Annotated in this window: 20 protein-coding genes; 10 read left to right on the top strand and 10 right to left on the bottom strand. The window is 63.9% G+C overall.

Features of this window, described 5'->3' with window-relative positions:
- Positions 1 to 74: 74 nt before the first annotated feature.
- Together OO258_RS18045 and OO258_RS18050 are read left to right on the top strand one after the other, a co-directional pair.
- The gene (locus tag OO258_RS18045; RefSeq protein ID WP_266031921.1) at positions 75 to 956 is read left to right on the top strand and encodes a LysR family transcriptional regulator; all 882 of its coding nucleotides are present in this window, start codon (positions 75 to 77) and stop codon (positions 954 to 956) included.
- A 145-nt stretch (positions 957 to 1,101) separates the two neighbouring features.
- Positions 1,102 to 1,374 (top strand): hypothetical protein, encoded by a 273-nt coding sequence (locus OO258_RS18050; protein WP_110743145.1) that lies wholly within the window; start codon positions 1,102 to 1,104, stop codon positions 1,372 to 1,374.
- A gap of 135 nt (positions 1,375 to 1,509) precedes the next feature.
- On the opposite strand, the gene OO258_RS18055 is transcribed toward OO258_RS18050, so the two are convergent.
- The 3 genes from OO258_RS18055 to OO258_RS18065 form a co-directional block, all read right to left on the bottom strand.
- Complete coding sequence (locus tag OO258_RS18055; RefSeq protein ID WP_266031922.1) at positions 1,510 to 3,024, bottom strand: MDR family MFS transporter; 1,515 nt, start codon at positions 3,022 to 3,024, stop codon at positions 1,510 to 1,512.
- Positions 3,025 to 3,034: 10 nt separating this feature from the next.
- Positions 3,035 to 3,703: a TetR/AcrR family transcriptional regulator gene (locus tag OO258_RS18060; RefSeq protein ID WP_266031923.1), complete on the bottom strand. Its 669-nt coding sequence runs from the start codon at positions 3,701 to 3,703 to the stop codon at positions 3,035 to 3,037.
- A gap of 163 nt (positions 3,704 to 3,866) precedes the next feature.
- Positions 3,867 to 5,621: a phosphoethanolamine transferase CptA gene (locus tag OO258_RS18065; RefSeq protein ID WP_266031924.1), complete on the bottom strand. Its 1,755-nt coding sequence runs from the start codon at positions 5,619 to 5,621 to the stop codon at positions 3,867 to 3,869.
- Between the two features lie 237 nt (positions 5,622 to 5,858).
- On the opposite strand from OO258_RS18065, the gene OO258_RS18070 reads away from it, so the two are divergent.
- Positions 5,859 to 6,014, top strand: a complete 156-nt coding sequence (locus OO258_RS18070; protein WP_266031925.1) for a DUF2986 domain-containing protein — start codon at positions 5,859 to 5,861, stop codon at positions 6,012 to 6,014.
- 68 nt (positions 6,015 to 6,082) lie between these two features.
- Here OO258_RS18070 and OO258_RS18075 read toward each other — a convergent pair whose 3' ends face one another.
- The 4 genes from OO258_RS18075 to OO258_RS18090 all read right to left on the bottom strand — a co-directional run bounded on the left by OO258_RS18075 (position 6,083) and on the right by OO258_RS18090 (position 10,437).
- Positions 6,083 to 6,433 carry a hypothetical protein gene (locus tag OO258_RS18075; RefSeq protein WP_110743140.1) on the bottom strand — a complete coding sequence of 117 codons (351 nt, stop codon included), beginning with the start codon at positions 6,431 to 6,433 and terminating at the stop codon, positions 6,083 to 6,085.
- 270 nt (positions 6,434 to 6,703) lie between these two features.
- Complete coding sequence (locus OO258_RS18080) at positions 6,704 to 7,294, bottom strand: biliverdin-producing heme oxygenase (RefSeq protein WP_266031926.1); 591 nt, start codon at positions 7,292 to 7,294, stop codon at positions 6,704 to 6,706.
- Positions 7,295 to 7,479: 185 nt separating this feature from the next.
- Positions 7,480 to 8,853, bottom strand: coding sequence for an 8-oxoguanine deaminase (locus tag OO258_RS18085; RefSeq protein WP_266031927.1), 1,374 nt, complete (start codon positions 8,851 to 8,853; stop codon positions 7,480 to 7,482).
- A gap of 201 nt (positions 8,854 to 9,054) precedes the next feature.
- Complete coding sequence (locus OO258_RS18090; protein ID WP_266031928.1) at positions 9,055 to 10,437, bottom strand: APC family permease; 1,383 nt, start codon at positions 10,435 to 10,437, stop codon at positions 9,055 to 9,057.
- Positions 10,438 to 10,718: 281 nt separating this feature from the next.
- On the opposite strand from OO258_RS18090, the gene OO258_RS18095 reads away from it, so the two are divergent.
- The 4 genes from OO258_RS18095 to OO258_RS18110 all read left to right on the top strand — a co-directional run bounded on the left by OO258_RS18095 (position 10,719) and on the right by OO258_RS18110 (position 17,693).
- Positions 10,719 to 11,561, top strand: coding sequence for a helix-turn-helix transcriptional regulator (locus OO258_RS18095; protein WP_266031929.1), 843 nt, complete (start codon positions 10,719 to 10,721; stop codon positions 11,559 to 11,561).
- A gap of 39 nt (positions 11,562 to 11,600) precedes the next feature.
- Positions 11,601 to 12,983: an aspartate aminotransferase family protein gene (locus OO258_RS18100; RefSeq protein WP_110743135.1), complete on the top strand. Its 1,383-nt coding sequence runs from the start codon at positions 11,601 to 11,603 to the stop codon at positions 12,981 to 12,983.
- A gap of 195 nt (positions 12,984 to 13,178) precedes the next feature.
- Positions 13,179 to 14,672, top strand: a complete 1,494-nt coding sequence (locus tag OO258_RS18105; protein WP_266031930.1) for an aldehyde dehydrogenase — start codon at positions 13,179 to 13,181, stop codon at positions 14,670 to 14,672.
- 138 nt (positions 14,673 to 14,810) lie between these two features.
- Complete coding sequence (locus OO258_RS18110; protein WP_266031931.1) at positions 14,811 to 17,693, top strand: HD domain-containing phosphohydrolase; 2,883 nt, start codon at positions 14,811 to 14,813, stop codon at positions 17,691 to 17,693.
- Between the two features lie 138 nt (positions 17,694 to 17,831).
- Here OO258_RS18110 and OO258_RS18115 read toward each other — a convergent pair whose 3' ends face one another.
- Entirely contained in the window at positions 17,832 to 19,544 is a 1,713-nt protein-coding gene (locus OO258_RS18115) for an FAD-dependent oxidoreductase (protein WP_266031932.1), read from the bottom strand.
- Positions 19,545 to 19,738: 194 nt separating this feature from the next.
- Between OO258_RS18115 and OO258_RS18120 the strand changes: the two genes are divergently transcribed.
- The 3 genes from OO258_RS18120 (at position 19,739) to OO258_RS18130 (ending at position 22,550) form a co-directional block, all read left to right on the top strand.
- A complete protein-coding gene (locus OO258_RS18120; protein WP_266031933.1) occupies positions 19,739 to 20,515 on the top strand; it encodes an IclR family transcriptional regulator in 777 nt (258 codons plus the stop codon).
- Positions 20,516 to 20,654: 139 nt separating this feature from the next.
- Positions 20,655 to 21,707, top strand: coding sequence for a Gfo/Idh/MocA family protein (locus OO258_RS18125; RefSeq protein WP_266031934.1), 1,053 nt, complete (start codon positions 20,655 to 20,657; stop codon positions 21,705 to 21,707).
- Positions 21,708 to 21,734: 27 nt separating this feature from the next.
- Positions 21,735 to 22,550 (top strand): sugar phosphate isomerase/epimerase family protein, encoded by an 816-nt coding sequence (locus OO258_RS18130; RefSeq protein ID WP_266031935.1) that lies wholly within the window; start codon positions 21,735 to 21,737, stop codon positions 22,548 to 22,550.
- Positions 22,551 to 22,665: 115 nt separating this feature from the next.
- On the opposite strand, the gene OO258_RS18135 is transcribed toward OO258_RS18130, so the two are convergent.
- Both OO258_RS18135 and OO258_RS18140 read right to left on the bottom strand, forming a co-directional pair.
- Entirely contained in the window at positions 22,666 to 23,955 is a 1,290-nt protein-coding gene (locus tag OO258_RS18135; protein WP_416309220.1) for an MFS transporter, read from the bottom strand.
- Positions 23,956 to 24,247: 292 nt separating this feature from the next.
- Entirely contained in the window at positions 24,248 to 24,661 is a 414-nt protein-coding gene (locus OO258_RS18140) for a histone-like nucleoid-structuring protein, MvaT/MvaU family (protein WP_266031937.1), read from the bottom strand.
- Positions 24,662 to 24,711: the final 50 nt, after the last annotated feature.

Genomic DNA, 24,711 nt, shown 5'->3' on the forward strand with positions numbered 1-24,711 from the left:
GCGCAGCCCAAGGCTGCGGCCGCGGGCTAAGGCGCTTTTCTGCAAAAGTGCCACTGCCAGGAAAACTTGATGCCATGCGCGAAATCAGCCTCGACCGCCTCCGCACGTTGGTGGTCATCAGCGACCTCGGCTCGTTTGCCGAGGCCGCCCGCCAGCTCAACCTCGCGCCACCCACCATCAGCTTGCACGTAGCCGAGCTGGAAGCGCGCATTGGCGCCCCGTTGCTCACCCGCACCCGTGGCCAGGTACGGCCCACGGCCATCGGTGAAACGCTGCTGACGCGTGCCCGCCGCCTGCTGGCCGACGCCGACTTGGCGCTGGACGAAGTACGCCGCCAGGTCGAGGGCCTGACCGGGCGGGTACGCCTGGGCGCGTCTACCGGTGCCATCGCCCATTTGCTGCCCCAGGCATTGGCGGGTTTGCGGGTCGAGCACCCGCGGATCGATGTGCAGGTGCAGGTGCTGACCTCCCAGGCATCACTGGCGGGCTTGCGCGAGGGCACGCTGGATGTTGGCCTGGTAGCCTTGCCGCAAGTGGCCGGTAAGGGAGTGGTGGTCACCCCCTGGCGGCGCGATCCGATCCTGGCCTACGTACCGGCTGACTGGCAGCCACCGGCCAGGGTCACTCCGGGCTGGCTGGCGCAGCGGGCGTTGATTCTCAATGACAGCAGCACCCAGCTGTCGAGGGTAACGAGCGAGTGGTTTGCGGCCGCGGGGCTATACCCAGAGGCGCGTATCGAGCTGAACTACAACGATGCGATCAAGAGCCTGGTGGGTGCCGGGTATGGGGCGACGCTGTTGCCGCAGGAAGGAGAGGCCGCGGAACTGGATCGCCGTGTGGCCCGCCGGCCCTTGCGGCCGGGCCTGTGGCGGCAGTTGGGCATTGCTTGCCGGGAGGGGCAGGTGGAGCGGGCGACGGCGCATGTGTTGCAGGCATTGGAGCGGCTGCGCCAGTGAGAGTGGCGGGTATTGAATGACTGTTCGACAAGGCCGGGCTACCGCCGGGCTGAAGCGCTGCGGGGCTGGCACCGGGCAACTATGCTGTTTTTCGTCGAGCCCCATGTACCTCGACGAACCTTGGGGTTTTTCAGGAGAACGCTTCATGAAATCCACGAAATGCATCCCTTTGCTGGTAATCGCTTCCGTCCTCAGTCTTGCCGCACATGCCGACCCTGCGGGCAACTGTGCGGCCAAGATCAAGGAGCTTGAGGACATCAAGAAAACCGATGGCCAGGCACTGCACGGCGGCATGGCGCACGATTACCATGAGCTGTTAATGCAGGCCAAAGAAGCTCAGGCCTCAGGGGACATGAGCAAATGCCAGGCTTCGGCCGATCGGGCCAAGACCATCTATAACAAGGCACGGGGCAAGTAGGAACGGACCACCGCAAGACACATCGCTTTCCTGCGACCCAGACGCTTTACATCCAATGAGCATGATCATGCGGTTGCAATCATGCGAAATGGATGTAAAGCGTTTTCGTTCTTGCTGCCGCCGCATTGGCCTCGATCACCGCTGTGCGGCCTGGCGTAGCGGCACTTCGCGCAGCAGCCAGGAGAGCGCGAACGCGACGCTGGTAATGCCGCCGGCCAGCAGGAACACCTCATGCATGGCGCGGGAAAACGCCTGCAGGTAACTGTGCTGCAGGGCCGCAGGCAGGGCGTGCACGGCGGGAGGCGACAGGCTCGCCGGGCCACCGGCACCCGCGGCGAAATCACTGGCCAGGCCGCCCAGCAGGGCATGGGAGAACAGCGCGCCGAACAGCGACACACCGATGGCGCCGCCAATCGAGCGGAACAAGGTTGCCCCGGAGGTGGCCACGCCCATGTGCCGCGGTTCGACGCTGTTCTGCACTGCCAGAATCAGCACCTGCATGACCATGCCCAGGCCGGCCCCCAGCAGGCCCATGTACAGGTTCATCAGCGCCATGGGGGTGTCCAGGTCAAGCCGGCTGAGCAGGCCCAGGGCAACCACCTGCAGCAGCGTGCCGAGGATCGGGAACATCCGGTAGCGGCCCCAGCGGCTGATCAGTCGCCCGGTGATCGCCGACACCACCAGCAAGCCGCCCATCAGCGGCAGCATCTGCAACCCGGCACTGGTCGGGGTGGCATTCTTTACCACCTGCATGTACAGCGGCAGGAAGGTGACTGCACCGAACAACGACACCCCGACGATAAAGCCAATCAGGCCGGCAAGCACGAAGGTGCGGTGGCGGAACAGGTGCAGCGGCATGATCGGCTCGGCGGCGCGGCGTTGCTCGAGAACGAAACCGACCAGGCCGATCAGGGCGAACAGCGACAGGCACAGCATGTCCAACGATTGCCACGCCAGCAGGCTACCGCCCAGGCTGGTGATGAGCACCACCGCGCCCAGTGCCACGGTAAGGAAGAACGCGCCGATGTAGTCCACCTTGTGCTGCACCAGTGCCACATGCGGGCGGAACACGCTGCCGATCACCAGCAGCGCCAGCAAGCCCAGCGGCAGGTTGATGTAAAAAATCCAGTGCCAGGACAGGTGCTCGACGAGGAAGCCGCCGATCAATGGCCCAACCACCGTGGCCAGGCCGAACACGCCGCCGAACAGGCCTTGGTAGCGGCCGCGTTCGGCGGGCGGGATGACATCACCGATAGCGGCCATCGCCACCACCATCAGGCCGCCACCCCCCAGGCCTTGCAGGATCCGAAAGGCGATCAGCTCACCCATGGTCTGCGCCGCGCCACACAGCGCCGAGCCCAGCAGAAACAGCACGACGGCGACCTGCAGCACGCGCTTGCGGCCGAACTGGTCGCCGAATTTGCCATACAGCGGCACCACCACCGTCGAGGCCAGCAGGTAAGCGGTAACCACCCACGACAGCCAGCGCAAGCCGCCCAGGTCGCTGACGATGGTCGGCAGCGCGGTCGAGACGATGGTCTGGTCGAGGGCGGCCAGGAACATCACCAGCATCAGCGCTGCCAGCAGCAGCGGGATGGACGTTTGCGCGTCTGTGGCGGCCGGAGAAGTCACTGTGGAAGTCGGTTGCATTGGGCGGACCTCAACGGGCTGTGGCGTGGGCCTGGGCATGCTGTTGGCCGGCGTCCTGCAAGCCTGCCAGGGCAAAGCGGTACAACTGGGCGGCAACTGCCTCGACCGGCATTTGCAGAATCTCGTTCAGCGCCCCAGAGCCACCGCGGGGGCCGATCAGCAACATGGCCCAGGGCGCGGTGACGCACAGAATGCAGCGGGTCAGGGCAGGGTCGTCTGCGGGAATGTGGCTTACCTCGCTGAACAACGCTTTGAGCAGCGACAGGCGCAGCGGTGCGGCAGCCTGCAAATGCGCCTGCCCATGGGGGCTGGGGGCGAGGATTTCCGCGGCCAGCACCCGCAGGTGCCAGTTGTCCCGGGCCGAAGTGGCTTTGTGCACCACCAGTTCCACCAATACCCGCAGTTTGTCCTCGGCCGCTTGTGGGCCTTGGGTGATGCGTTGCAGGTCGCTGAGGTCCAGGAACCGTTGGCGGGCTTCGTCGAGCACGGCCAGGTACAGGCCGTTGCGGCTACCGAAGTGGTAGTTGATCGAGGCCAAGTCGACCTCGGCTTTGGCAGCGACTGCCTTGTTGCTGGTTTCGGCGTAGCCGAGCGCGGCAAACAGTTCGCCGGCGGCTTCGAGGATGCGTGTGCGGGTGACGGCGCCGTCCTTGCGCGGTTCGCGGGGGGCTGTGGACATGGCGGGGTGCTCTGCAGGCGAGGAGGATGGGCAGAGCGTGGCGCAGGTTTAGTTTAAAATCAATTTAAATTTAATTTATGGGGTGGAAGGCTGCCCCCATGGAGGCGCAACGCGCCCCCCAGTCACCTCAAGCCTGGAGCAGTCAGTTCAGGCGCTTGCCGTTTTACTCGGCACTGCTGGCCGTCTGCTGAACGCGTTCAGCCTTGTCCATCGGCAGATGATCGAATTCACGCAAGCCATCCTTGCGATACGGGTCACCAATCCAGCGCGGTGCCACCACGAACTGCGGGCTCACCAGGCTCTTGGCTGGCTCGAACCGGTCATAGGTCAACCCAGCCAGGTCGGACAGCGTGTGGATCAGGTGCGAGCTGCTGTACGGGCGGCTGGCCATTGCCTGCAAGTCCCGCGGGTGCGCGGCCTGCCAGCTTGGTGAGGTCCACAGCAGGAAAGGGATGGTGTACATCGGCCGGGTCGGCGCCCCTTCATTGCGTCCCAGGCGGTCGTGGTTGCCAGAGGTGTACACGTCTTCACCATGGTCGGACAGGTACATCAGGAAGCCATTGGGGGTGCCGGCCGAGTAACGCTTGATCAGGCTCGAAACCACGTAGTCGTTGTAACGTACCGCGTTGTCGTAGAAGTTGTAGGTTTTTGCCTGGTCATCTGTCAGTGCGCCTGGCACGCCCTGTCTGTCCTTGAAATGGGTGTAGTTGTCCGGGTAGCGGAAGCGATAGTCCATGTGTGTGCCCAGCAGGTGCACGATGATGAACTTGTTCGGCGCAGGGTCTTGCAAGGCCTTTTCGAACGGTGCCAGCACCACGTCGTCATACTGGCTGGCATTCTGGTTGCGCTGGTTGTTCAGGTAGACCGGCGCGTCCGTCTGCTGTGAGAAGGTGGTCAGCATGGTGTTGCGCTTGGTCATCGTCTGCTGGTTGGTGATCCAGAAAGTCTTGTAACCTGCCTGTTTCATCAGGTTGATCAGCGACGGGGCGGTGAGGAAGCGGTCGGGGTTCTGCTCGTCGCCGAAGGTGAGAATCTGCTGCATCACTTCGATGGTGTACGGCCGTGGCGATACCACGTCGCGGAACACGGTCAGGCCCTTGTCGTGGGCGGCCAGCGCGTCCAGGTTGGGCGTGGTGTCGCGGTTGTAGCCGTACAGGTGCATGTGCTCGCGGGTGGTGGATTCACCCAGCACCAGTACCAGGGTGCGAGGGGCCGTGCCGCTGCTGTCACGCAGGTTTTGCAAGGGCGGCAGCGCGGCGTTCTGGGCCAGCAACTCCTGCATGTTATCCAGTTGCTGGCGGTACTGCCGGTAGCCGACCAGCAATTGCCAGGGCACGGCCGGTTCCAGGCGCTGCTGCACTTTTTCCAGGGCATCGGCGAAATTGCGGTCCTGGGTGACCATCTGTTTGTAGAACGGCAGCACCAGGTTGGCTGCCAGCAACAGCACCACCACTGGCAGGCGGCTGCGCAGCGGCAGGTAGACCGGGCGTACGCGCCGCCACAGCACCACCGCCAGCAGCGTGTACAGCAGCAGCGCCAGGCCCAGCCAGACACTGAAATACTGGCTGAAGTACTCACCGGCCTCGGCGGTATTGGACTCGAACATCACGAAAATGACGCTTTGCGAGAACTCTTGGCGATAGATGCCGAAGTAGCTCAGGCCTACCAGCGATGCAGCCCACAGCACCACGCCCAGGATAGCCGCAGTGACGCGGGTGAAGCGCGGCAGCAGCAAGACGGGGGCAAGCCACAGGCTGCTGAGGAAGAGTGCGTTACGGAAGCCGGAAAAGCCGGTGGTACCGCTGAACAACAGCAATGCCTGGGTAACCCCGGAGAAGTACCAGAAGAACAGCAACAGCCAGCCCAGGCCGGCCCAGTCCACGCGCTTGTGCGCTGTGGGGGATAGAGTGTGTGACACGTATGCCTCGTCGTACCTTGGCGGCCTGCGGATATGCCTGCGGCCGATAGGGGCGTGACGCTAATCGGTGGGCTGTGAAAATAACGTCAAGACCACGCGCCAGATAGCCATCACCGCTGATCTGCTGGTTGTGCCGGGGCCTCGAGGCCGAAAGGGCGTCTGGCGCAACGGCTGCGCAATGCGCAAGGCGCACGGGTATGATGGCGGTAGCGAACCGTACTGAAAGGCCCGTGGACCATGAACCGTCGTAAGAAGATCAAGCAGCTGTTGCAGGCGCACCAGAAGAAGGCCAGCGCCAAGTTGGCGCCGCGCAAGCCGAAATACATATGCAAGGCTGAGCGTTTGAAGATGGAGGCCGAGGCGGCAGGGGACACCAGCCAACGGGCCGACTGAGGCAAACCCTGAAGCGGCCTTGTGTCGCGATTGCAACGCAAGGCCGCTTCAGCAGGGGCGGGTCAGCTTCAGCGGCGGTAGTGACGGTGCTCGTCGTAGTGACGCTGGTGCATTGCCCGCTCGTGGCGGCGCTCCCAATCCCGGCGGCGTTCCCAGTCGCGGCGCCGCTCCCAATCTCGACGGGCCTGCTCACGCCGCCATTGCTCGCGGCGCCAGTCGCTCCTGTGGTCGTGCCAGCGATCGTCATCGTGCGCCAGCAGCGTGGCCGGCTGTGTGTCGGCCACACTGGCCACCCTCGACCAGGGGTTGCTGGCCGGCTGCAGCGGTGACTGAACGGCCGGTGCAACGGCGTCTGGTGCTTTCATTTGTGTTGCCGATGCCGTGCCCACAGCCGCGAACGAGAACAGGCCGAGCAGCATCAACCTAGCGACATGTTTTTTCATGAGCGAAGCCAACCTCTGATCACAATTGAGCTATCTGGCCAGCAGGGACGGGGCGGAGCTTTTCTCGCCTGCCGCCGCCTATCTGCGCCTCACTCATAGACCTGCAATCGAGAAAAAGTTCGCTGCAGCAACAACTTGTAGAACTTGCGTGCTTGCACATACACATGCTGCGCAGGTTTCGGGCTGACGATTTCTGTGGACTGGCTGCGGTTGCTAACACCGAGGCTGCAGGTGCCATGCGCCCAGTCAACCGTCCGTGAACACCTCGCGCAAGTGCCCCCGATAACTGTCGAACGCAGCAATTGCCCCTGCCACCACTTGGGCTTCTTCCCGTTCATCCAGCAGCAAGCCATCCAGCCTGGCAACGAACTCGCGCCAGTGCAGCGCTCGGCCATCCGGGTGCGGCGCCAGGTGACGCGCGCCTAGGTCGCCATCCAGCCCCAGGCGTTGGGTGTGCTTGAACAGAAACGCCGCGCCCAGGTTCGAACCTTCACTGCAGTACAGCCAGCCCAGGGCCTGGGCCGGGCTGGCGCAAACCGGTTGCACAGGCGACGGCAGCGGCAGGCCCAGGTCGCGCAAATCGGCCTCGACCGCCGCAAAGCGCGACAGTGCCAGCAAGCCCGGCAGTTGCAGGTTGAGGCGTTCATCCTGGTACAGCGCCAACAGGCTGCCATGAAACCGGTGCTGCACCTGCAGGAAGCGGCCATAGCGTTCGCGGCTCTCGAAGGGCCGGGCGGCCATCACCAGTTGATCGACGCTGTCATGGTCCCGGCTGCTGGCCGCTTTCAAGCGTTTGCAGCGGCCTGAGTCCGCAATAAGTGAGGGTGCAGCGGTCATTGGCATATCCGTGGCATAAGGGCAATGCGCTCATCATGCTTGCCATCCCTGGCAAGCAGCAAGCACCACGCATGTCGACCATGGGGCGCCCAGGGCCGAACACCGTTGAAGCCGCCCATGAGGGCGTTGGCAGCCAATCCTGCAACAAAAAGGGGGGAGGCGGGCCGCCAAGCGGCCCGCCTGAATCAGGCGCCGCTGACCAGTTGGTGGGCCAGTTGGTTGTGGCGTTCCAGCACCCGTGGCAGATCGACGGTTGCCAACTGCCCGTCCTTGACCACCACACGGCCATTGATCACGCTGGTGTGCACCTGGGTCGGGGTGCAGAACACCAGGGCCGCCAACGGGTCGTGAAGGCCGCCGGCATAGGCCACGTGGCCCAGGTCGAAGGCGACGAAGTCGGCGACCATGCCTGGGGCCAGGGCACCGATGTCATTGCGGTTGAGCACCTTGGCGCCCCCCAGGGTGGCAATTTCCAGCGCTTCGCGGGCGGTCATGGCGTCGGGGCCGAAACCCACGCGTTGCAGCAGCAGGGCCTGGCGCACTTCGCCGATCATGCTGGCGCCGTCGTTGGACGCCGAACCGTCGACCCCCAGGCCAACCGGTACGCCGTGGTCGCGCATCTTGCGCACCGGGGCGATGCCGGAGGCCAGGCGCATGTTCGAACACGGGCAGTGGGCGACACCGGTACCGGTGCGGGCGAACAGCTCGATGCCGTGCTGGTCGAGTTGCACGCAGTGGGCATGCCAGACATCGTGGCCGACCCAGCCGAGGTCTTCGGCGTACTCAGCAGGGGTCATGCCGAATTTCTCGCGGCTGTAGGCGATGTCGTTGACGTTTTCGGCCAGGTGGGTGTGCAGCGACACGCCGTACTGGCGTGCCAGCACGGCGGCTTCGCGCATCAGGTCGCGGCTGACAGAGAACGGCGAGCAAGGTGCCACCACGATGCGCCGCATCGATCCGTGGCTGGCGTCGTGGTAGTCCTCGATCAGGCGCTGGGATTCCTTGAGGATGTCGGCTTCCTTTTCCACCACCGAATCAGGCGGCAGGCCACCCTGGCTCTGGCCCACGCTCATGCTGCCGCGCGCGGCGTGGAAGCGCATGCCGATTTCGGCGGCAGCATGGATGCTGTCGTCGAGCTTGCAGCCGTTGGGGTAGATGTACAGGTGGTCGCTGGAGGTGGTGCAGCCGGACAAGATCAGCTCGGCCATGGCGGTCTGCGTCGACACCGCGATCATTTCCGGGGTCAGGCGTGCCCAGATCGGGTACAGGTTGGTCAGCCAGTTGAACAGCTCGCCATCCTGGGCTGCCGGCACCACGCGGGTCAGGCTCTGGTACATGTGGTGGTGGGTGTTGACCAGGCCGGGGATGACCACCTTGCCGGCCATGTCCAGCACCACGTCGGCGTGCTGCGGCAGGGTATCGCTAGGGCCGACCTGCTTGATCAGGTTGTCTTCGATGTACAGGCCACCGTTCTTGATCTCACGGCGCTCGCCGTCCATGGTGACCAGAAGTTCGGCGTTTTTGACGAGGAGGGTTTTCTTGGTAGTAGCAAATGACATGGCTTAAGCCCGTCGCAATACGCATCGGCGGTTACCGACGTCGTAGGCGAGCGCTAATGTAATCAGGAAACCTTGAAGTTGTATACATCTTGCAATGCGCCAGTGACACTCCGTGAACAGGCAGGTCCAGGCGGTTGACAGTGATCTGCCATCGCAGAGGGGGGCTTGCGCAACACAAGGCCCCTTCTGCAAAGACCGTGCTCAGTCGGCCATCTGCAACGCCGGCAGCTTGACCCGGAACGCCCGGGTCAGCCCCAGCAGCACCAGCAGGCCCAGGCCCATCCAGCACAGGCCGATGGTGAACGACAGGCTGGTCAGGCTGCTCCACAGCCACAGCGTGCTTAAGAAGCCCAACCCGGGAATGGCGCCATAGAGCAGGACATTACGGCCACCACGCAGTCGCTGGTCTACCAGGTAGTGCTTGACCACCGCCAGGTTCACCGCCGAAAACGCGAACAGCGCGCCGAAGCTGATCATGTTGGCCACCGTGTCGAGGGTGATAACCAGGGCGATCAACGACAGCAGGCTCACCACCAGGATGGCCGTGGCCGGCACGCGTTTCTTCGTCACCAGCTGGCCGAATGCACGCGGCAACGCACCGTCACGCCCCATGGCGAACAGCACCCTCGACACACTGGCCTGCGACACCATGGCCGAGGCAAAGCAGCCGGCCACGTAGGTAGCGGTAAAAGCCGTGACCAGCAGCTCGCCGCCCACCCAGCGCATCACGTCTACCGAGGCCGAGTCCGGGTTGGCGAAGCTGCCCCAGTCGGGGAACACCATCTGCGCGCAGTACGACACCACCAGGAACAGCAAGCCGCCGATCAGTGATACGGCAAGGATCGCCACCGGTATGCGATAGGTCGGGTTGCTGGTTTCCTCGGCCATGGTCGACACCGCATCAAAGCCCAGGAACGACAGGCACAACACGGCCGCGCCCGTCATGATCAGCGGCACGCTGAAGCCTTCGTGGTGGAACGGCGCCAGCAGCGATACCGGTTGCGCCTGGCCGTTGAGCTTGAGCACGGACAAGCTGACGAACACGACAATGAACACCAGCTGCGCCACCACCAGGACCCAGTTGACCCGGGTGATCGATTCAATGCCGATCAGGTTGAGGAAGGTAACCAGGGCTATGGAACCTGCCACCCACACCCACGCATGAATGGTCGGGAAGTACTCCGACATGTAGATGCCGATCAGGAGGTAGCTGAGCAATGGCAGGAAAATGTAATCGAGCAGCAGGGTCCAGCCTGTGATGAAGCCGATGTGGCTGCCAAAGGCCTTGCGCGTGTAGGTGTAGACCGAACCGGAGTAGGGGTGGGCCTGGACCATGCGGCCGTAGCTGTAGGCGGTGAGCAACATGGCGGCAAGGGTCAGCAGGTAGGCGGTGGGCAGGTGCCCCTTGGTCATCTGGGTGACCAGCCCATAGGTGGTGAAGACGGCCAGGGGCACCATGTAGGCCAGGCCGAACAGCACCAGAGCGGTCATCCCCATGGACTTGCGAAAGCGCCCGCCGCTGGCGGCGGGTTGCGAGGGTGCATGCGGGGCGGCGGGATGAGCTGTACTTGTTGTTGTATGCATTGCTAACTCCTGAAAAGGGATGCAGGGCACTGCGGCAGGCGAGCAGGGCTCGCTACCGGGGGGCGTCATGCAAGGAGGTCGAGCGGAAGGCTCGCAGCGCTGGGGCAGGTTGATGCTCCCACACCCCGGCGGCACCCGGAATCACCCTTTGGGGTGAGCTGAAGCAGCGACGTGGCCGCTCACCCCAAAGGGTGATTTCGGTGCCGGCAATGCCATGGGAGTATCTGCTCAACAACGCACCGCACTGGCGGCGGTGCCTTACCTCATACGGCAGGCCTACAGTGACTAATCAATTGCTTTCAGAACAGTGGTTCGAGCACCTGGCCAAGGTCACCGAGGCGATCGGCCGGCCGGGCTTTGCCGCCAACCTGTTTGCGGCGCTGGGCGTGATCCGGCCGATCCAGGCCACCACGGTGTACCTGTACCCGCACGACGGCATGCCCTGCGCACTGTTCGAACAGGACGACAAGGCGCCCTGGCAGCCCGAGGGCAATGTCAGCCGCTACCTGTCGGGCTTTTACCTGCTCGACCCCTTTTACGGTGCCTGCGTGGAGCAGGTCGAGTCCGGTAGCTACGGCCTGTTCGACGTGGCGCCCGACCATTTCGAGGTCAGCGAGTACTACCAATCGTTCTATCGCCACTCGCACCTGGAGGACGAGCTCAACTACATCCTGCAACTGGCGCCCGGCCAGAGCCTGGCGGTATCGCTGGCCTTCACCGACAAACTCGACCCGCACAGCCGCGCGTTGTTCGGGTGCATCACGCCCTGGGTGCTTGCGGTTCTGAGCAAGCATTTTGCCGGGCTGGACAGCCGCGCCGGGCGCTTCGAGAACATCCTGGAGCAACGTATCCACGCCGCGCTCAACAATTTCGGCAGTTCGCTGCTGACCGAGCGTGAATGCCGCATCGCCCAGTTGATCTTGCGTGGCCACTCGACCAAGTCGCTGGCCGAGCGCCTGGGCGTGTCGGAAGACACCATCAAGTCGCACCGCAAGAACGTCTACGCCAAGCTCGACATCGGCACCCAGTCCGAGCTGTTTTCCCTGTTCATCGACGCGCTGGCCAATGCCCAGGGCGTGCTGGGCAAGGACCCACTGGAAAGCTACATGGGCAAGTTGCGCTGAGCGCCTGCCCTGCACCCCCACCGCAAAGGAAAACCAACAATGAACGCGCCTTTCGCCCCGCAACGCCAGACCCGTGACTACCAGGCAGCCGATGCCGCGCACCATATCCATGCCTTTCTTGACCAGAAGGCGCTGAACGCCGAAGGGCCGCGGGTGATCGTCGGTGGTGAACGCCTGCACCTGTGGGACAGCGAGGGCAAGCGCTACCTGGACGGCATGTCTGGCCTGTGGTGCACCCAGCTCGGTTACGGCCGCCGCGACCTGACTGCCGCTGCTGCCACGCAGATGGACCAGCTGGCCTACTACAACATGTTCTTCCACACCACCCACCCGGCGGTGATCGAGCTGTCCGAGCTGCTGTTCAGCCTGCTGCCCGGGCACTACAGCCACGCGATCTATACCAACTCCGGCTCCGAGGCCAACGAGGTGTTGATCCGCACCGTGCGCCGCTACTGGCAGGTGGCCGGCCAGCCGAGCAAGAAGATCATGATCGGCCGCTGGAACGGCTACCACGGCTCGACCCTGGCGGCCACGGCGCTGGGCGGCATGAAATTCATGCACGAGATGGGCGGGTTGATCCCGGATGTGGCACACATCGACGAGCCGTACTGGTATGCCGAAGGGGGCGAGTTGAGCCCGGCCGAGTTTGGCCGCCGCTGCGCCTTGCAGCTGGAGGAAAAGATCCTTGAACTGGGTGCCGAGAACGTGGCCGGCTTCATCGCCGAACCGTTCCAGGGGGCAGGGGGGATGATTTTCCCGCCGGAAAGCTACTGGCCGGAAATCCAGCGCATCTGCCGCCAATACGACGTGCTGCTGTGCGCCGATGAGGTGATTGGTGGTTTTGGCCGCACTGGCGAGTGGTTTGCCCATGAATACTTCGGTTTCGAGCCCGACACCCTGTCGATTGCCAAGGGCCTGACCAGCGGCTATGTGCCCATGGGCGGCCTGGTGCTGAGCAAGCGCATTGCCGAGGCGCTGGTGGAGCGTGGTGGGGTGTTCGCCCACGGCCTGACCTATTCCGGCCACCCGGTGGCCGCGGCGGTGGCCATTGCCAACCTGAAGGCGCTGCGGGATGAAGGCATCGTTCGCCAGGTGAAGGACGACACTGGGCCTTACCTGCAGCGCATCCTGCGCGAGGTGTTTGCCGACCACCCGTTGATCGGCCAGGTGCAGGGCGCCGGGCTGGTGGCGGCATTGCAGTTCGCCGAGCACAAGCCGACGCGCAAGCGCTTTGCCAATGAGAACGACCTGGCCTGGCAGTGCCGCACCTTCGGTTTCGAGGAAGGGGTGATCATCCGCTCGACCCTGGGGCGGATGATCATGGCCCCGGCGTTGATCGCCAACCACAGTGAGCTGGATGAGCTGGTGGAGAAGACCCGCATTGCCGTCGACCGCACGGCGCGCCTGGTCGGCAAGCTCTGAACCGCTGACCCGGGCAACGCACTTCCCTGTGGGAGCGTGCACGCCCGCGAACACCGGCGAAGCCGGTGCCATCCACTGTATCGCCTGATTCGCGGGCATGCCCGCTCCCACGGAGCGAGTGCGGCGTGCCTGCGGACGGTGCGGTACCTGTTACTTGCGCAAGAAGGACCGCCACGACGGTCGTCTGGAGTACACATGTACACCCTCGAATGCTGGCAGCAACGCGCCTCGGACCTCTACCTCCCGGCCAATGCACTGATCGACGGCAAGCCCGTCAACGCACAGGATGGTGCTACCTTCGCAGCCATCAACCCCGCCACCAACAAGGTAATGGCACAGGTTGCCGCCTGCGGCCATGCCGAAGTCGACCTGGCCGTCACCAGCGCCCGTCGAGCCTTCGAGCAAGGCCCGTGGCCGCGCATGGCCCCGGGCGAGCGCAAGAAGGTGCTGCTGCGCCTGGCCGAACTGATCATGGCCCATCGCGAAGAGCTGGCCTTGCTCGACTCGCTGAACATGGGCAAGCCGGTCATGGACGCCTACAACATCGATGTACCGGGCTCGGCGCATGTTTTCACCTGGTACGGCGAGGCGCTGGACAAGCTTTACGACCAGGTCGCGCCCACCGCAGCCAATGCGTTGGCCACCATTACCCGCGAAGCGTTGGGCGTTGTGGCCGCCGTGGTGCCGTGGAATTTCCCCCTCGACATGGCCGCCTGGAAGCTGGCCCCCGCGCTGGCTGCCGGTAACAGCGTGGTGCTCAAGCCTGCGGAACAATCACCGTTCTCGGCCCTGCGCCTGGCTCGCCTGGCGCTGGAAGCAGGCATGCCGGAAGGTGTGCTGAACGTGGTGCCGGGCCTGGGCGAGCAGGCCGGGCAGGCCCTGGGCCTGCACCCGGATGTGGATTGCCTGGTGTTCACCGGCTCCACCCAGGTGGGTAAGTACTTCATGCAGTATTCGGCGCAGTCCAACCTCAAGCAGGTGTGGCTGGAGTGCGGAGGCAAAAGCCCCAACCTGGTGTTCGAAAACTGCCAGGACCTGGACCTGGCAGCGGAAAAGGCCGCCTTCGGCATTTTCTTCAACCAGGGCGAGGTGTGTTCGGCCAACTCGCGGCTGTACGTGCAGCGCTCCATCCATGATGAGTTCATCGAGCGCCTGCAGGCCAAGGCCCGCCAATGGTTGCCCGGCAATCCGCTGGATCCGGCAAGCCGTGCCGGGGCGATTGTCGATGCCCAGCAGACCAGCCGCATCGAGGCCGCCATCGCCCGTGCAGGGCAACAAGGCGCGCAGCGGGTGTGTGGCGGCCGACGCCTGACCATCGACGGTTCGGACAACTACATCGAGCCGACCATTTTTGCCGGTGTCGAACAGCACTTCAGCCTGGCGCAGGAGGAAGTGTTCGGGCCGGTGCTGGCGGTCAGTGCTTTCGACAGTGAAGAGCAGGCGGTGCGCTTGGCCAATGACAGCATTTATGGCCTGGCAGCCTCGCTGTGGAGCGATGATTTCAACCAAGTGCACCGTGTGGCGCGGGCACTGAAGGCCGGCACCGTGTCGGTGAACACGGTCGATGCGCTGGATGTGACGGTGCCGTTCGGTGGTGGCAAGCAGTCGGGGTTTGGCCGCGACCTTTCGCTGCATTCGTTCGACAAGTACTCGCAGCTCAAGACCACCTGGTATCAGTTGCGCAGCTAACCGCCGGGCAAACCGGTCGGCACGTACCTGACGCCCACCTGCACTAATTTAGCCGTCCACCCCGGCAAAAAGCCCACGCGCCCTCTACACTGCTGCGGATATCAGCCAAGGCAATGTGCCGCACATGGAGTACCTGGGATGGGCTACGTGTCGAATGGTCGTGCCTCTGGCAGCGCCGCACGGGGCGTTTCGCTGCAATGGCTGGTGGCCCTGGCCATCATGCTGGGCATGCTGGTACTGGGCGCCGCCCTGGCCTGGCAAGGCTATAGCGGCCTTCGCCAGACCCTCGTGGCCGCCGCGGGCGATGCTGCCCAGCAAGTCGGCAAGACCATTGACGAACGCGCCCGTCGCCTGATCGAGCCGGTGCAAAGCAGCATCCGCCTGTTGGCCTACAACCCATCCGCCCGCACCCTTGCACAGCGCCTGCAACAGCTGCCGCAACTGGTCGCGGCGCTCGACGCCAATCGCATGCTCAGCGCCGCCTACATGGGGTACCCCAATGGCGAGTTCATGCTGGTGCGTCACGTGCGCGACCCGCAGCTGCTGCAGCGTTTCGCTGCACCACCGGGCACGGCGTTCCTGGTGCAGACCGTCAGCCGTGAAGGCGGGGCAGTGCAGGGGGAATGGCGGTTCTACGACCGGGCACTGAACCTGCTGCAAACCCAGGCCAGGCCAGATTACCGCTACGATCCGCGCATGCGCCCCTGGTTTACCGAGGCCACGGCACAACCCGACACGGTACTGACCCGCCCGTACGTGTTTTTCACCACCGGTGAAATCGGCATGACCATGGCCCAGCGCAGTGTCGACAGCGGGGCGGTGATTGGCATGGATGTTTCGGTCAACGACCTGGCCAATGAGGCCCAGGACCTGCGCATGACCCCCGGCACCGAGATTGTCGTGATCGACGACCGGGGCAATGTGGTGGCCTACCCCAACCTGCAACGGGTGATCGTGCATGAAGGGCCGGCGGTGCGGCTGTCGCGGGTTGGCGAGCTGGGCATCGCCAGCCTGCAGCAGCTGTTTGCGGACCTGCCGCAAGGCACCCGGCCGCAGCCTTATCAGGTGCACGGCGAGACTTGGTTTGGCATACGGGTACCGCTGACAACCCTGGCCGGGCAGGACTTGCAGCTGCTGATTGCAATACCGGCCCATGAGCTGCTGGCGGGTGCACGCAAGGTGCTGTTCGAACAACTGCTCTGGACCGCCGCGCTGATGGCCGTGCTGCTGGTACTCGGCGGCATGCTCGGGCGGCGCATCGGCCGCCCGTTGCGCTTGCTGGCCGCGCAGGTGCAAGGCCTTGCCAGCTTCGATTTCAGCCGTGAGGTGGGGGTGCGTTCGCGAGTGACCGAGGTGCGTGAGTTGAGCCGGGTACTCAGCCAGATGTCAGGCACCATTGTCAGCTTCCAGGCGATTACCCTCACGCTCAGCCGCGAGCGCAACCTAGAGCACATGCTCGACGGCGTACTGACCCACTTGGTGGAAGCGGCCGGGGGTAGCGGCGGGGCGGTGTACCTTTATGATGACGACCACACCGTATTGCGCCTGGCCGCCTCTTGCCGGGGAGAGCAGTACCCCGACGAACTGGCCGTGGACGATGGCGACCAGCAGTTGGCCGTCAGGGTGGCTGATGCCCTCGGCTTGCATGAGCGCAGCCTGGCCCTGGTGCTCAACGACCGTGGCCAGGCATTGCTGGGCATTCTGGTGTTGCAACTGAACGATGAACAGGCGTGCGAGCAGGTGGGGTTGCCGTTCCGCCGGTTTGTCGAAGAGTTGTCCGGGGTGGCAGCAGTGGCCATCGAAACGCGGCAACTGGCCGAAGCCCAGCAGAACCTGCTGGATGCCATGATCAAGCTGCTGGCCGACGCCATTGACGCCAAGAGCCCCTATACCGGTGGCCACTGCGAGCGGGTGCCACAGCTGGCGCAAATGCTGCTGGACCAGGCGGTGGCCGCCGACAGAGGTCCCTTTGCCAGCTTCAGCATGAGCGAAGCCGAGCGCTACGAATTCCGCGTGGCGGCCTGGCTGCACGATTGTGGCAAGGTCACCAGCCCCGAGTACGTGGTCGACAAGGCGACCAAGCTGGAAACCCTGTACAACCGCATTCACGAAGTGCGCATGCGCTTCGAAGTGCTGTGGCGTGATGCCGAACTGGCCTACTGGCAGGGCCTTGCAAGCGGCGCCGAGCCGCAGGCACTGCAAGCCGCACGCGCGCGCAGCCAGGCCCGGCTGCAGGACGATTTTGCCTTTGTCGCCCAAGCCAACATTGGCGGTGAGTTCATGCAGGACGCGGATATCGAGCGCCTGCAGCTGATCGGCCAGCGCCGTTGGCAACGCCACTTCGATAACCGTCTGGGCATTTCCCGCGATGAAGCCGAACGCTTTGCCGGGGTGCCGCCAGCCACGCTACCCGTGGACGAGCCGCTGCTGGCCGACCGGCCGGAACATCGGGTGCCCTGGGGCGCGCGCAAGCCGCCCGTGGCCAAGGACGACCCGCGTAATACCTGGGGCTTCGACATGCGCTTGCCGGCCAATGCCAGCAACCATGGCGAGTTGTACAACCTGGCGATCCGCCGTGGCACGTTGAACGACGAGGAGCGCTTCAAGATCAACGAACACATTGTGCAGACCATCATCATGCTCAGTTCGCTGCCATTCCCGCGCCAGCTCAAGCGGGTACCGGATATCGCCGGCAACCACCACGAAAAAATGGATGGCAGCGGCTACCCGCGCCGGCTCGGCGAGCGCGACCTGGGTGTCGCTGAGCGGGTGATGGCGATTGCCGATGTATTCGAGGCGCTAACGGCCGCTGATCGGCCTTACAAGCCCGCGAAGACCTTGTCCGAGTCAGTGAAGATCCTGGTGTTCATGGCCCGTGACGGGCACCTCGACGGGCAACTGCTGCAGTTGTTCCTCAACAGCGGTGTCTACCGCCAGTATGCTGAGCGCTTCCTGCGCGCCGAGCAGATCGATGAGGTGGATGTGGCCTACTGGCTTGAGCAGATGCGCTGCCCGGCCTGAGCATGACCCTTTGCCCACGCGCTTGTAGAGGGTGAAGCTCAGATCCCGGGGGCGCTTCGCACCCTATCGCGGCGCGAGGCCCCACATGACTCGTCTGTCCAGGGCGATCAGAGCAGCAACTGTGAGCAAGGGCCCGCCTCACTCATACTCCCGCACCCCGGCAATATGCCGACCGGCCACATAGCCAAAGGTCAATGCCGGCCCCAAGTTGATACCGCCAGACGGATACCAACCACCAAACACACTGGCCATGTCGGTACCTGCCGCATACAGCCCCGCAATCGGCCGCCCGGACTCATCCAGCACCCTGGCGCTGGCGTCGGTGCGCAATCCGGCGAAGGTCCCAAAGCAACCCGGCTTGACCTTCACCGCATAGAACGGCCCATGCTCGATTGGCGCCACGCAGGGGTTTGGCCCTTTGTGCTGCGGATCGCCTTGCTTACGGTTGAACGGTGTGGAACCACGGCCAAACGCTGGGTCCTGGCCATTACGCGCATGGCTGTTGAAATCGCTGACGGTGGCGCGCAACCCGGCCGGGTCGATGCCGCAAGCAGTGGCCAATTCATCGAGCGTGGCGCCGCGTTTCAGGTAGCCGCTGCGCACATGTGGCCACACCGGCAGCGGGGCAGGGCGGGCATGGCCCAGGCCATAGCGGCGCAGGAAGCGATGGTCACACACCAACCACGAACACACTTCCTCATCCTGCGGCACTGCCGCGACCATGGCCGATACATAGTCGTAGTAGCCATGGGCTTCATTGACGAAGCGCTTGCCGTTGGCCAGCACGCCGATAATGCCCGGCTTGCCACGCTCGATGATGTGCGGGAAGTGGCCGACACTGCCATCGCGGTGCGGCACCTGCGAAACCGGTGCCCAGGCCACAGGCGACTGCAGGTCGGTAGCGACAACGCCACCGGCCGACTCGCCCAGGCGCAGGCCATCCCCTGAACAGCCCGTGGGCGGCAGGGCCAGGTTGTCGTGGCCGGTGGCGTCACGCGGGAATAACTGCCGACGCCGCGCAGTGTCGTTGGGGAAGCCTCCCGCCGCCAGCACCACAGCCTTGGCCCGGATTCGTTGCTCGCCCTGTGGGGTCGCCACCAACGCGCCACGCACCCGGCCATCCTCGACCAGCAAGCGCTTGGCCGGCGCCGACTCTTGCAGGTGTACGCCCAGATCCTGTGCCGACTTGGCCAGCCGCGCCACCAGTGCCACGCCGTTCACCAGGTGCATTGCCCGGCCATGGCGGGCCAGGTGATACAGGTGGCGGCCAAAACGTTTGCATACGTGCAGCAAGGCTTTGGGCGAGCGGGTCATATTGAGGAACGCGGCAAGGTCGGTGCCGGCCATGATTGGCATACCCATGAACGAGGTTTCGCGCAGGGTCTTGCGCAGGCGCGGCAGCAGCGCACCCACCTCGCGGGCATCATACGGGGCTGCAATCACCTGATGCCCGCCCTGGGCCGCGCCCGGGGTGTCGCCGTGCATGTCCGGGATGCCATTGCCGTCGGCGAACTGCAGCGCCGTGTGCTGCTCGAAAAACGCCACCATGTGCGGGCAGGCCTCAAGAAAGGCATCGACGCGCTCAGCGTCATAATTGGCCCCCAATTCATTGCGCAGATAGGTACGCGGCTGCTCGATGTCCTCCTCGATGCCGGCCCGACGAGCCAGCGGGTTGCGCGGCACCCAGGCCCAGCCACCGGACCAGGCCGTGGCGCCGCCGAATACCGGCTCCTTCTCCACCACGATGACCTTCTGCCCATGCCAGGCAGCCGTTACCGCGGCAGCCAGCCCGGCAGCACCAGAACCTATGATCAGTACGTCGCACTCGGTTTCGAAGGGAGCAGAAGGCATTGCGCAATCCTGTTGTTTATTAGAACGGTGTTCCACATTCTCATCGCCGCTCCCGCGATCTGCAAGGGTGAGGACGGCGAGCCGGTCAAGAATTGGGCGATAATCGGCCATTTGGAATGTCTGCTGAATGCGGCGGCTATCGGCAATGTGGAATCATCTTCTAGAATCCGCAAAAAATAGCAGGGACCTGTGTCATGGCTGGTAGTCAGATCGAACGCGCCTTCAGTCTTGTTGAAACCCTTACCGGTGAGCCTCAGGGGCTGCCGCTGCAAACCCTGGCCGAGCGCCTGGACATCCCTAAAAGTGCGGCACACCGCATGCTCGCCGAGCTGGTGCGGCTGGGTTATGTGCGGCAAAACCGCGACACCAGCCGCTACCAGTTGTCGGCCAAGCTGGTAGCGCTGGGGTTTCGTTACCTGGCCAGCAGCGGCGCCGATATCATTCAGCCGATTCTCGACCGCCTGGCCCAGGACAGCGGCGAGCTGGTGCGCCTTGGCGTGATCGATGGCGCCCGGCAAATCTGGATCGCCAAGTCGCAGGGCGCCCGCTCCGGGCTGCGCTACGACCCGGACATGGGCCGCGATGCCCCGCTGTTCTACACCGCGTCGGGGCATGCCTGGCTGGCCAGCCTGGACGATGAACAGGCGCTGCAGATGGTGTTGCGCCAAGGCATTGCCGACCCCACCCGGTTCGGCCCGAACGCGCCACGTTCCACCGATGAGCTGATCGCCTACCTGCACCGAGCCCGAGAACGTGGTTATGCCTGGGTGGAAGAAACGTCGGCCATCGGCACCTCGGCCCTGGCTGCGGTGGTACGGCGCCCGCAAAGCGCCGAGGTCATTGGTGTACTGAGCATCGCCGGGCCAAGCGCCCGCATGGCGCAAAGCCGCCTTGCAGAGCTGGCGCCGCTGTTGCTCGCAGCTGCAGAGGAGTTATCGGCCGCCAGCCCGGCCAGCGAGCTATTCGCATAAGCGGATATTCCGGTCGATTACCGCACAGTCTCTTGTCCCGCTTCTTCTGAAAACCTGAACCTGGTTCTAAATTGTCGAGAGTGGATTGTGGAACGTGGTTTCAGAATCCATTTCACAACAATGACAAGAGGACAGGCTGTTGAACGCACCCCTTCGTATTGCCTTGATCGGCGCCGGCATCATGGGTCGCCAGCACTACCAGCACATGGGCAATGTGCCTCAGGCTCAGCTGTGCGCGGTGGCCGACCCTGGCCCACAGGCCGAGGCATTCGCAGCCGAATGCGGCGTGCCGTATTTTGCTGACCACCGGCAGATGCTGGAACGCGTGCGCCCAGAAGCGGCGATCATCGCCAATCCGAACAACCAGCATGTGGCCACCGCGCTGGATTGCGTCGAAGCCGGTGTGCCGGTACTGGTAGAAAAGCCGGTGGGCGTGCATCTGGATGAAGTTCGGGCCCTGGTAGAGGCTTCGCGCAAGCGCAATGTGCCTGTACTGGTTGGTCATCATCGCCGGCACAACCCCCTGATCGCCAAAGCGCATGAGGTAATCAGTGCAGGCAAGCTGGGCCGGCTGATCAACGTCACTGCACTGTGGCAGTTGCAAAAGCCCGACAGCTACTTTGAAACGCCATGGCGTCGCGAGCCGGGCGCCGGCTTCTTGCTGACCAACCTGATCCACGACCTCGACCTGCTGCGGCACCTGTGTGGCGAAGTGGTGCAGGTGCAGGCGTTCACCCGCAACGACGTGCGCGGTTTCGCCAACGAAGACAGCGCTGCAGTGCTGTTGCAGTTCGCCAATGGGGCCTTGGGCAGCTTGACCGGCTCCGACGCCGTGGCGGCCCCGTGGAGCTGGGAGCTGGACTCTGGCGAAAGCCCGGTCTACCCACGCCAGGCCGACCAGCCGTGCTACCTGCTGGCGGGCACCCAGGGCGCGCTGAGCATTCCCCAGCTCAAGCGCTGGCACTACGCCGACGCTGGTTCGGGCTGGCATACGCCGCTGCTGCAGAACCAGGAAGCCATCCCCGCTGGCGATGCACTGACTTTGCAGTTGCAGCACTTCGTGCGGGTTGCCCGGGGTGAACAGGCGCCGCTGATCGATGCCGCCGACGGTGGTCGCACCCTGGCGCTGATCGACGCTATTCGCCAAGCCGCCGAAAGCGGCCGTGCCTGTGCGCCGGAGCACATTGCCTAGTACGCCCTCAATTTTTGGTGACGATAAATGACTGACCGTATTTTCTCTCTTGCCGCCCTGACGGTGCTCGAACTGTCCCCACCGGACATGGTCGAGGCAGCCGCCCGCGCCGGCTATAGCCATGTTGGCCTCCGCCTGGTGCCGGCCACCGAGCAGGAGCAGCATTTCCCGCTGGTGGCCGATGCCGACCTGCGCCGACAGACCCAGGCGCGCTTGCGCGATACCGGTATCAAGGTGCTTGACCTGGAGATCCTGCGCCTCAAGCCGGAAACCTGTGTTGCGGATTTCGAGCCGATCCTGGCGGTGGGCGCCGAACTGGGTGGGACAGAGTTGCTGGTGGCTGGCAACGACCCGGATGAAGCTCGCCTGACCGATCGCTTTGCTGCCCTGTGCGAGCTGGCGGCGTTGCATGGCATCTACCCGCACCTGGAGTTCATGCCGTGGACCGACGTGCGCGATCTGCGCCAGGCCATGCGCGTGGTGGCCAACGCCGATCACGCCAATGGCTGCGTGCTGGTCGATGCATTCCACTTCAACCGCTCGCGCTCATCGCTGAGCGACCTGGCGCAGTTGGCACCGCAGCGCATGCGCTATGCCCAGCTGTGTGACGTTGCCGGCCCGGTGCCGGCCGAGATGGACGAAATCCTGCGCCAGGCGCGCAACGAACGACGGTTCCCCGGTGAAGGCGACGCCGATCTGGTCGGCCTGCTGCGCGCGTTGCCGGCAACCGTTCCGCTAAGCCTGGAAATCCCGACGCGGCAATTGCTGGAGCAAGGGATCAGTGGCGAACAGCGCGCGCGCATGGCGCTGGAAAGGGCCAAGGCAGTACTGGCCGCAGTCTGACTCCAAGAGCGTGGCGCATGGCCCGTGCCATGCCTCACGTTACCCGCACATTGATAACCTTCAGCCGAAAAAAAAGGGCCCGCAAGGGCCCCGTAGAGGTAACGGGTCAGCGCCCTCAGGCGCTCTCGACCTTGCGCGGCGCCATGAAGTACATCCACACAAGCGCCAGGAAGTACATGGCGGGAATCATGGTGAACAACACGGCATAGTTGTTGTTGGTCGCGGTCAGCACACTGCCGACGATCTGCGTCATGAACATCCCGCCGATTGCTGCGCACATGCTGCCGAAGCCGAACACCGTGCTTACCAGGTGCTTGGGCGTGTAGTCCATCACCAGGCTCCAGATGTTTGCCGTCCATGCCTGGTGCGCGCCCACCGCCAGCGAGATGGCCGCGACCGCGACCCACAGCCCGCTGGCGTTGGCAGCAAAGACCACGCTGACCATGGTGCAGGCGAAGATCAGCATCGACACCAGCCGCGCCGTCGTGGCGCGCACGCCACGGCCGATCAGCCACGACGACAGGATGCCGCCACCGATGCTGCCAAAGTCCGCCGTCAGCCAGATGATGATCAGCGGGATACCCATCTGGGTCACGTTGATGCCCAGGCTGTATTGCTGGTTGAGGAACGGCGGCAGCCAGTACAGGTAGAACCAGAACACCGGCGCGGTGATCGCATAGGCCAGCGCAAACGCCCAGGTGCCGCGCAGCCGCAGGATCCGGCTGAACGGTACGCGGGTCGGCTCGGGCTCGTCATCCTGCTGAATGTACTGCACCTCGCTCTGGCGCACGCTGGGGTGGTCCTCAGGGTTGTAGTACTTCAACAGCCACATCACCACCCACACCAGGCCCAGGCTGCCCATGGCGATGAACGCGGCTTGCCAACCCCACACCGCCAGAATCAACGGCAACAGCGCCGGGGTAACCATGGCGCCGACGTTGGTGCCGGCATTGAACAGCCCGGTGGCAATTGCCCGCTCACCGGCCGGGAACCACAGGCGCACAGTCTTCACGCAAGCCGGGTAGTTGGCGGCCTCGGTCAGGCCTAGGATGAAGCGGCAGACCATGAAGCCTGCCGCCGAGGTGGCCAGGCCATGGGCCCCAGTGGCCAGGCTCCATAGCAGCACGGCAAAGAAGAAGGCGCGTTTTACTCCCACCTTGTCGATCAGGCGGCCCTGCAGCAGAAAGCCGATGGCGTAACCGACCTGGAACCAGAAGTTGATGTTGGCGTAGTCCATCGCCGTCCAGCTCATTTCCTTGGCCAGCACAGGTTGCATGATGCCAAGGGCGGCGCGGTCGATGTAGTTCAGGGTAGTGGCGAAGAACACCAGGGCCAGCATGCCCCAACGGGTCTTGCCGACGCCGAAGGCGCCGCGGAGCTTGTCGCCGATCGAACCCTGAGGCATCCGGGTAGCGGCGGGGGTGATCTTGGAGTCGTTCATAAACTGCTCGTTTCTTGAAATTGTATTCAGCTGCGGTGCTACGAGTACGTGACCGGTTCCCAGGCAGGGGGGCACGCAAGGCCGGTGCATGGTGCGCAGTGAAGGCGGCAGCGTCAATTCAAGAGACGGGCTACTGTTCGGTTATCGAACGGTTGCGTTTGTCAGTGGGCGCGGCAGGTATCCACGTTGATGTTGATTAGCGTAGACGGCATCTGACCCCTCCGCCTGTCGTTGTCCCCGCAGGAGCATGGCAGCGCTACAGGTCCGGTTGATGCCCGCAAACCGACCACGCGGTTGCCCAACTCTCGACCTCGCTGCGGCCGTATTGCTCAACCCACGAACGCACGGTGTTGTTCAGGGTATTTTTGGCTGCTACGACTTCGCCAGTGTGCGGGTTCTTATAATATTTGCTTTGTCGTGTTCTATAGCGTGGTGGCGCAGGAAGAGGTAGGGGTTGTTGATCGATAGCGTTGAGCGTGCTTTGGTTTTCATGTTCGAAAATGCTCAATACATGCCCCAGGCTGAACTTGTATTCGGCAAGCAGCTCGTTAAGTTTGCTTTCGAATTCGAGTTCGCGCATGAGCTGCCGGTTGACTTTTATGAACTGGAGCTCGGACTTTTTTGTGGCAAGCAACCACTCGAGGGCACGGAATTCAGCTAGGCGGGACATGGGCTTTTCTCCATTCCTTGACGGGATAAGTGTTAGCGCCCGCAGATCGG

It is taken from the genome of Pseudomonas sp. DCB_BI, assembly GCF_026240995.1.
Taxonomy (GTDB): domain Bacteria; phylum Pseudomonadota; class Gammaproteobacteria; order Pseudomonadales; family Pseudomonadaceae; genus Aquipseudomonas.

Coding starts and splice junctions, on each gene's coding strand:
- OO258_RS18140 (WP_266031937.1), bottom strand. CDS start 24,661: ATGTCCCGCCTAGCTGAATTCCGTGCCCTCGAGTGGTTGCTTGCCACA.
- OO258_RS18085 (WP_266031927.1), bottom strand. CDS start 8,853: ATGTCATTTGCTACTACCAAGAAAACCCTCCTCGTCAAAAACGCCGAA.
- OO258_RS18120 (WP_266031933.1), top strand. CDS start 19,739: ATGGCTGGTAGTCAGATCGAACGCGCCTTCAGTCTTGTTGAAACCCTT.
- OO258_RS18100 (WP_110743135.1), top strand. CDS start 11,601: ATGAACGCGCCTTTCGCCCCGCAACGCCAGACCCGTGACTACCAGGCA.
- OO258_RS18050 (WP_110743145.1), top strand. CDS start 1,102: ATGAAATCCACGAAATGCATCCCTTTGCTGGTAATCGCTTCCGTCCTC.
- OO258_RS18135 (WP_416309220.1), bottom strand. CDS start 23,955: ATGCCTCAGGGTTCGATCGGCGACAAGCTCCGCGGCGCCTTCGGCGTC.
- OO258_RS18105 (WP_266031930.1), top strand. CDS start 13,179: ATGTACACCCTCGAATGCTGGCAGCAACGCGCCTCGGACCTCTACCTC.
- OO258_RS18090 (WP_266031928.1), bottom strand. CDS start 10,437: ATGCATACAACAACAAGTACAGCTCATCCCGCCGCCCCGCATGCACCC.
- OO258_RS18070 (WP_266031925.1), top strand. CDS start 5,859: ATGAACCGTCGTAAGAAGATCAAGCAGCTGTTGCAGGCGCACCAGAAG.
- OO258_RS18080 (WP_266031926.1), bottom strand. CDS start 7,294: ATGACCGCTGCACCCTCACTTATTGCGGACTCAGGCCGCTGCAAACGC.
- OO258_RS18110 (WP_266031931.1), top strand. CDS start 14,811: ATGGGCTACGTGTCGAATGGTCGTGCCTCTGGCAGCGCCGCACGGGGC.
- OO258_RS18130 (WP_266031935.1), top strand. CDS start 21,735: ATGACTGACCGTATTTTCTCTCTTGCCGCCCTGACGGTGCTCGAACTG.
- OO258_RS18055 (WP_266031922.1), bottom strand. CDS start 3,024: ATGCAACCGACTTCCACAGTGACTTCTCCGGCCGCCACAGACGCGCAA.
- OO258_RS18115 (WP_266031932.1), bottom strand. CDS start 19,544: ATGCCTTCTGCTCCCTTCGAAACCGAGTGCGACGTACTGATCATAGGT.
- OO258_RS18045 (WP_266031921.1), top strand. CDS start 75: ATGCGCGAAATCAGCCTCGACCGCCTCCGCACGTTGGTGGTCATCAGC.
- OO258_RS18075 (WP_110743140.1), bottom strand. CDS start 6,433: ATGCTGCTCGGCCTGTTCTCGTTCGCGGCTGTGGGCACGGCATCGGCA.
- OO258_RS18060 (WP_266031923.1), bottom strand. CDS start 3,703: ATGTCCACAGCCCCCCGCGAACCGCGCAAGGACGGCGCCGTCACCCGC.